Annotated in this window: 5 protein-coding genes; 2 read left to right on the top strand and 3 right to left on the bottom strand. The window is 76.5% G+C overall.

The window, feature by feature from the left end:
* The 3 genes from AB0O00_RS27625 to AB0O00_RS27615 all read right to left on the bottom strand — a co-directional run.
* Window positions 1–270, bottom strand: a 270-nt coding sequence (locus tag AB0O00_RS27625) for an ATP-binding cassette domain-containing protein (RefSeq protein WP_363656215.1), incomplete at its 3' end; no start/stop codon positions are given.
* Complete coding sequence (locus AB0O00_RS27620) at window positions 267–1,325, bottom strand: iron ABC transporter permease (RefSeq protein WP_363656217.1); 1,059 nt, start codon at window positions 1,323–1,325, stop codon at window positions 267–269. The genes AB0O00_RS27620 and AB0O00_RS27625, both read right to left, overlap by 4 nt.
* A gap of 8 nt (window positions 1,326–1,333) precedes the next feature.
* Window positions 1,334–2,350 (bottom strand): ABC transporter substrate-binding protein, encoded by a 1,017-nt coding sequence (locus AB0O00_RS27615; protein ID WP_363656213.1) that lies wholly within the window; start codon window positions 2,348–2,350, stop codon window positions 1,334–1,336.
* A 203-nt stretch (window positions 2,351–2,553) separates the two neighbouring features.
* Here AB0O00_RS27615 and AB0O00_RS27610 point away from each other — a divergent pair, with 203 nt between their 5' ends.
* Window positions 2,554–4,014: an HtaA domain-containing protein gene (locus AB0O00_RS27610; protein ID WP_363656211.1), complete on the top strand. Its 1,461-nt coding sequence runs from the start codon at window positions 2,554–2,556 to the stop codon at window positions 4,012–4,014.
* Between the two features lie 51 nt (window positions 4,015–4,065).
* On the top strand, window positions 4,066–5,706 hold the full coding sequence (locus AB0O00_RS27605) for an HtaA domain-containing protein (RefSeq protein WP_363656209.1): 1,641 nt from the start codon (window positions 4,066–4,068) through the stop codon (window positions 5,704–5,706).
* Window positions 5,707–5,731 lie beyond the last annotated feature (25 nt).

The following is a 5,731-nucleotide window of genomic DNA, read 5'->3' as shown; positions in this document are numbered from 1 at the left end:
CTCGGCGGCGCCGTAGCCGCCGAGCTCGCGGCCGTGGAGGAGGACCTCACCGGCGCTCGGCACGACGTCCCCGGCGAGGACGGACAGCAGCGTGGACTTGCCCGCGCCGTTCGGGCCGAGCAGCGCGACCACCTCCCCGGCGGCCACCCGGACCGACGCGCCGGCCAGCAGCTCCCGCCCGCCGACCGTCAGCCGGACGCCCTCGGCCGTCAGCAACTCGGCACCGGGCAGGGGCCGTTCGGGCACCTCGCGGTTCGTCCGCAGCCTCATGCCCAGCCTCCCTGCTTGGTCCGGGTGCGGCGCAGCAGCCAGAAGAAGAACGGGCTGCCGATCAGCGCGGTGAGGACGCCGAGCGGCAGTTCGGCCGGCTCGGCGACGGTCCGCGCGGCGAGGTCCGCGGCGACCAGCACCAGAGCGCCGCCGAGCGCGGAGGCGGGCAGCAGGAACCGGTGGCCGGGCCCGGCGACCATCCGCAGCAGGTGCGGGACGACCAGCCCGACGAAACCGATGATCCCGCTGACCGCGACGGCCGCGGCGGTCAGCAGCGCGACGACGGTGACCAGCACGAGCCGCATCCGCTCGACGTCCACGCCGAGGTGGCGGGCCGGGCGCTCGCCGAGGGCGAGCAGGTCCAGCCGCCGCGCGTACAGCGGGGCGACGGCCAGGCCGACGACGGCGAACGGCAGGACGGCGAGCACCTTGCCCCACGTGGCCTGGGCGAGCGAGCCGAGCTGCCAGAACGTGACCTGGCTGATCGCGGCGGAGTCGGCGGCGAACAGGAACAGGCCGATCAGCGCGCCGCAGAAGGCGTTCACCGCGACGCCGGTGAGGATCAGCGTCACCACCTCGGTGCGCCCGCCGCTGCGCGACAGCGCGTACACCGCGAAGACCGTCAGCAGGCCGCTCGCGAAGGCGGACGCGGTGACCGTCCAGCTGCCGAGGGCGTCCAGGCCGAGCACGATGCAGGCCACCGCGCCGACCGCGCCGCCGGAGGAGACGCCGATGACGGCGGGCTCGGCGAGCGGGTTGCCGAACACGCCCTGCATCAGCGCGCCCGCGCAGCCCAGCGAGCCGCCGACCAGCAGGGCGAGCACGACGCGGGGCAGCCGCACGTTCCACAGCACCGACTCGGGGACGCGGTCGAGGGCGTGCCCGCCGAGGCCGGTCCGGTGGGCGGCGGAGGCGAGGACGTCGCCGAGCGGGATGCGGTAGGCGCCGATCCCGGCCGCGAGCAGGGCGCACAGGACGAGCGCGGCGGCGAGCGCGGCGGTGAGGAGCGTGGCGCGGCTGCGCGGGCGGGGCAGGGGCGCCGCCACCTCGCCCATGGCGGTGCTCACTTGGCGCCCGCCGGGTAGAGCTGGGCGGCGATCTCGCGCAGCACCTGCGGGGTGCGCGGGCCGTAGCTCAGCAACTGGCCGTCCTCGACGGAGACGATCCGGCGGTCGAGCCCGGCCGGGGTCTGGGCGACGCCGGGCAGCTTGAGCAGGCCGTCGACGCCGCCGACGGAGTCCAGGCCCTTGCTCATCACCAGGATCGCGTCCGGCGCGGCCTTGACCAGGGCCTCGCTGGTCAGCGGGGTGAAGTCGCCGGTGAGCCCGGCGGCCTTGCCCGCGTCCTCGCCGCCGACCGCCTCGATCAGCGAGGCGGCGCCGGAGGCCGGGCCGCCGAGCAGGTAGACGGAGGCGCTGCCGCGCAGGTAGAGGAAGGCGACCTTGGGCTGCCGGCCGGTGGCCGGCAGTGCCGCCCTGGCCTCGCCGATGCGCTGCTCGGTGCGCTCCTTCAGCTGCGCACCGGCGTCCGGGACCCCGAGCGCGGCGGCGACGGTGTCGATGCGCGGGCCGACGTCGGCGAGCTGCTTGGCGTCGTCCAGGACGACCAGCGGGACGCCGGCCGCGCGGATCTGCGCGACGGCCTCGGCGGGGCCGGTCGAGCGGTCGGCGAGGACGACGGTGGGGTGCAGCGACAGCACGCCCTCGGCGGAGACGTCGTGGGCCTGGGTGATCACCGGCAGCGCGGCGGCCTGCGAGAACGTCGTGGAGACGTCCCGGGCGACGACCTTCGGGCCGAGGCCGAGGCTGAAGACGAGCTCGGCGAGGCTGCCGTTGAGCGGGATGATCCGGTCGGCGCTGGTGACGGTGACCTGGCGGCCGTCGGCGGACGGGACGGTGGCGGGGAGCCGCGGGGCGGGCGCGGAGGGCAGCGGTTCGACGGCGTCGGCGGCCCGGGTGGCAGCGGTCGTGGCCGCTCCCGGGCCGGGGCCGCAGGCGGTGAGCGCGAGCAGCGGGCCGAGGAGGAGCAGCAGGAGGACGGGCCAGCGGGCCGTCCGGGATCGGATCGTACTGCTGCTCAACGCGCTTCCCTTCGCTGGGAGTTGCCGCCCTGTCCGGCTCGGTGGGGAGGGCTGGGCGGCGGGGCTCTTGACTCCTATATTAGGTTAGCCTTACCTGAGTTTCGCAAGGGGGTCGGTGCTGCGCCGCGCCCTCTCCTTGCCGTGTCCTCGCCCGTCCCGCCCGTCCCCATCCGTCCCCGCTGTCGCGCCAGGAGTGATCCGCCGTGCCTCTGTCCCGTCGGCTCCGCCGTCCGGCCGCCGCCCTGCCGGCCGTCCTCGCCGTCCTCGTGGCGTTCGGCCTGTCACCCGGGCCGGCCGCGGCCGCCGAGGGCCGGGTCTCCGGCGGACGGCTCGACTGGGGCATCAAGCAGTCCTTCCTGACGTACGTCACCGGGCCCGTCGCCAAGGGGAGTTGGGCGCTGACCGGGGGTGCGGCCACGGTCGGCGGCAGCACCTTCCGGTTCCACTCCGCGAACGGCACGTACGACCCGGCGAGCGGCGCGCTCACCGCGGCCTTCTCCGGCGGGGTCCGGTTCACCGGGCACCGGGAGAACGGCGCCGACGCGCTCGACCTGAGCCTCGGACGGGTCACCTTCCGGGCCGTCCAGGGCGGCGCGGCCGGGCTGTACGCCGACGTCAGCAGCAAGTCCCGGGAGACCGGCCAGGTGAGCAGCGCCAGCCAGGCCAAGGTCGCCGACCTGTCGCTGGCCGGCGTCGACCTGCGCGGCGCGGCCGGGACGCTGACGCTCACCGGCGTGCCGGCCACCCTGACCGACGCCGGGGCGAAGGCCTTCGGTGGCTTCTACACCGCCGGGACGGCCCTCGACCCGGTCGCCCTGTCGGTCAACCTGCCCGCCGCGCAGGCGACTTCCGCGGCCCCTGCGCCGAGTGCCGCGCCGACCCCGACGGCCGCCGAGCCGACTGCCCAAGCCACCACCCAGGCCCCCGTCCGTACCGAGTTCGCGAACGGCGCCCTCGACTGGGGCGTGCGCCGCACCTTCCGCGACTATGTCACCGGCGCGATCGCCCAGGGCCGTTGGGAGCTCGGCGCCGGCGCCGCGGACGGCGGAGCGTTCTACCGCTGGACCCCGGCCAAGGGCACGTACGACCCCGCCACCGGCGACCTCACCGCCGCCTTCACCGGCACGGTCCGCTTCACCGGCCTGCGGACGGGCGAGGGCCCCGGCCTCGACCTCACCCTCGCCAACCCCGGCGTCACCGTGGCCGGTGGCCGCGGCCGCCTCCTCGCCGACGTCTCGGGACGCACGCCGGACGGCGCCGTCCAGCAGCTCACCGGCGCCGAACTGGCCGTCTTCGACCCGGCCGGCCTCAAGCCCGAGGGCGGCCTGCTGAAGGCCGCCGAGCTGCCGCTCAAGCTCACCGAGACGGGTGCCAAGGCCTTCGGCGGCCTCTACCCGGCCGGCACCGACATGGACCCGCTGAGCTTCGCCGTCGCCCTCGACCCGGCCGCCGCGCTGCCCCCGCTGCCGGAGCTCGGCAGCGCCCCGGCCGCCGCGCCGAGCGCCACCGCGAGCGCCTCTGCGAGCCCCGGCGCCGCGCCCGTCGCCTCGTCGTCCTCCTCGGACGGCGTCCCGGTGGCGGCCGTGGCCGGCGGTGCGGTGCTGGTGGCCGCGCTCGCGGCGACCGGCGGGGTGCTCCTCCGGCGCCGCCGTCGGGCCGCCTGACGCCCTTTTCCCGACCTCCCCGTCCCCGTCCCCCGAACGGAGTTCACCACCATGTCCCGCAACCGCACCCGGCTGGCAGCGCTGGCCGCAGTCACCACCGGCCTCGGTCTGACCGCCCTCGGCGCCCCCGCACTCGCCTTCGGCGCGGGCGGCCCCGGCGGCGTCCCGTACGACACCGGCGCGCTGGACTGGGGCGTGAAGAGCAGCTTCCGCGGCTACGTCACCGGCCCGGCCTCCCAGGGCGGCGCGATCGAGCTGACCGGCGGCGCCACCGCCAACGCCGACGGTAGCTTCCACTTCGGCCTCGGGAGCGCCACGTACGACCTCTCGACGCACGCGCTCAGCTCGTCCTTCACCGGCGGGGTCCGCTTCACCGCGCACCACGGCGCGCTGGACGTCGCCCTCAGCGACCTGCGGATCACCACCTCGGGGACGACCGGCACGCTCACCGCCGACACCGCGTCCAAGGAGTCGATGGGCGCCACCGAGGTCACCCGGCGCCAGGACGTGCCGCTGGTGACGTTCACCGTCGCGCGGGACACCACCGACGGCGCGCCGGCCGCCGCCAAGCTGACCGAGCAGGGCGCCAAGGCCTTCGCCGGCTTCTACCAGGCGGGGACGGAGATGGACCCGCTGTCGCTGCTGCTGAAGCAGAGCCCGGCGAAGCCGTCTCCGACCGCGACGGGTACGCCGACCGCGACCGCGACCGTCTCGCCCACCGGGCAGCCCACCGCCTCGCCGTCGGCCACGTCCACGTCGAGCGCGACGGCCTCCCCGACCGCCACCGGTTCGCCGACCGCCACCGGCTCGCCGTCCGCCACGCAGTCGCCGAGCGCCACCCGCTCCCCGTCCGCGAGCGCGAGCGCCACCGCCACGCCGACCGGCACCGGAACCGGTACCGCCACGCCCGCCGCCGGCCGGCTCCCGGTCGTCAACGGGACGCTCGACTGGACGGTCAAGGAAAGCTTCCGCACGTACCTCGCGAGCCCGATGGCCGCCGGCAAGGTCGAGTTCGGCGGCGGCGCGTCCGACTACCGCTTCGGCGGCGCGACCGGCGCCTACAACACCGCCGACCACACGCTCGCGGCCGGCTTCACCGGCTCCGTCCGCTTCCTCGCCCACCCCGGCAAGGACGGCTACGCGCTCGACACCACGCTCTCCAAGTTCGGCCTGACGATCGACCGCGACGGCGCCTTCCTGACCGCCGACGTGAACGGCAAGTCCCAGGACGGTAAGGCGACTTCGCTGACGGCCGCCCGGATCGCCAAGCTCGACGTGCCCGCGTCCGCCCTGACCCCGGTCAACGGCGTGGTCACGCTCTCCGCCGTCCCGGCGACGCTCACCGCCGAGGGCGTGCCGGTGTTCTCCAACTACCCGGCGGGGACGGCCCTGGACCCGGTCAGCGCCACGCTGGCGTTCGACCGGAACGCCCAGCTCCCGAGTGCCCCGCCGGCCGGCCCGACCGCCGGCTCCGGCGCCAACTCCGCGGCGGGCGGCCAGGGTTCGGGCGCCGGCTCGGCCGGTGGCGCCTCGCTGACGTCCTCCGGCCTCGGCGGTCCGGGCGGCGGCGTGCTCGCCGCGACCGGCTCCGGCACCCCGGTGGCCCCGCTGCTGGCCACCGCCGCAGGCCTGCTGCTCGTCGGCGGCGGTGCCACCGCGTTCGTCCGCGGCCGGCGGACCGCGCAGTCCTGACGCACCCCCGGGACGCGCGACGGCC

This window comes from Kitasatospora sp. NPDC093558 (assembly GCF_040683475.1).
In the GTDB taxonomy this organism is placed as follows: Bacteria; Actinomycetota; Actinomycetes; order Streptomycetales; family Streptomycetaceae; genus Kitasatospora.
The sequence above is the reverse complement of the archived record's forward strand: the minus strand, read 5'-3'. Positions and strand labels throughout refer to the sequence as shown.

Excerpts from the sequence above, each read along its gene's own strand:
- AB0O00_RS27620 (WP_363656217.1), bottom strand. The coding sequence starts at position 1,325 with ATGGGCGAGGTGGCGGCGCCCCTGCCCCGCCCGCGCAGCCGCGCCACG.
- AB0O00_RS27605 (WP_363656209.1), top strand. The coding sequence starts at position 4,066 with ATGTCCCGCAACCGCACCCGGCTGGCAGCGCTGGCCGCAGTCACCACC.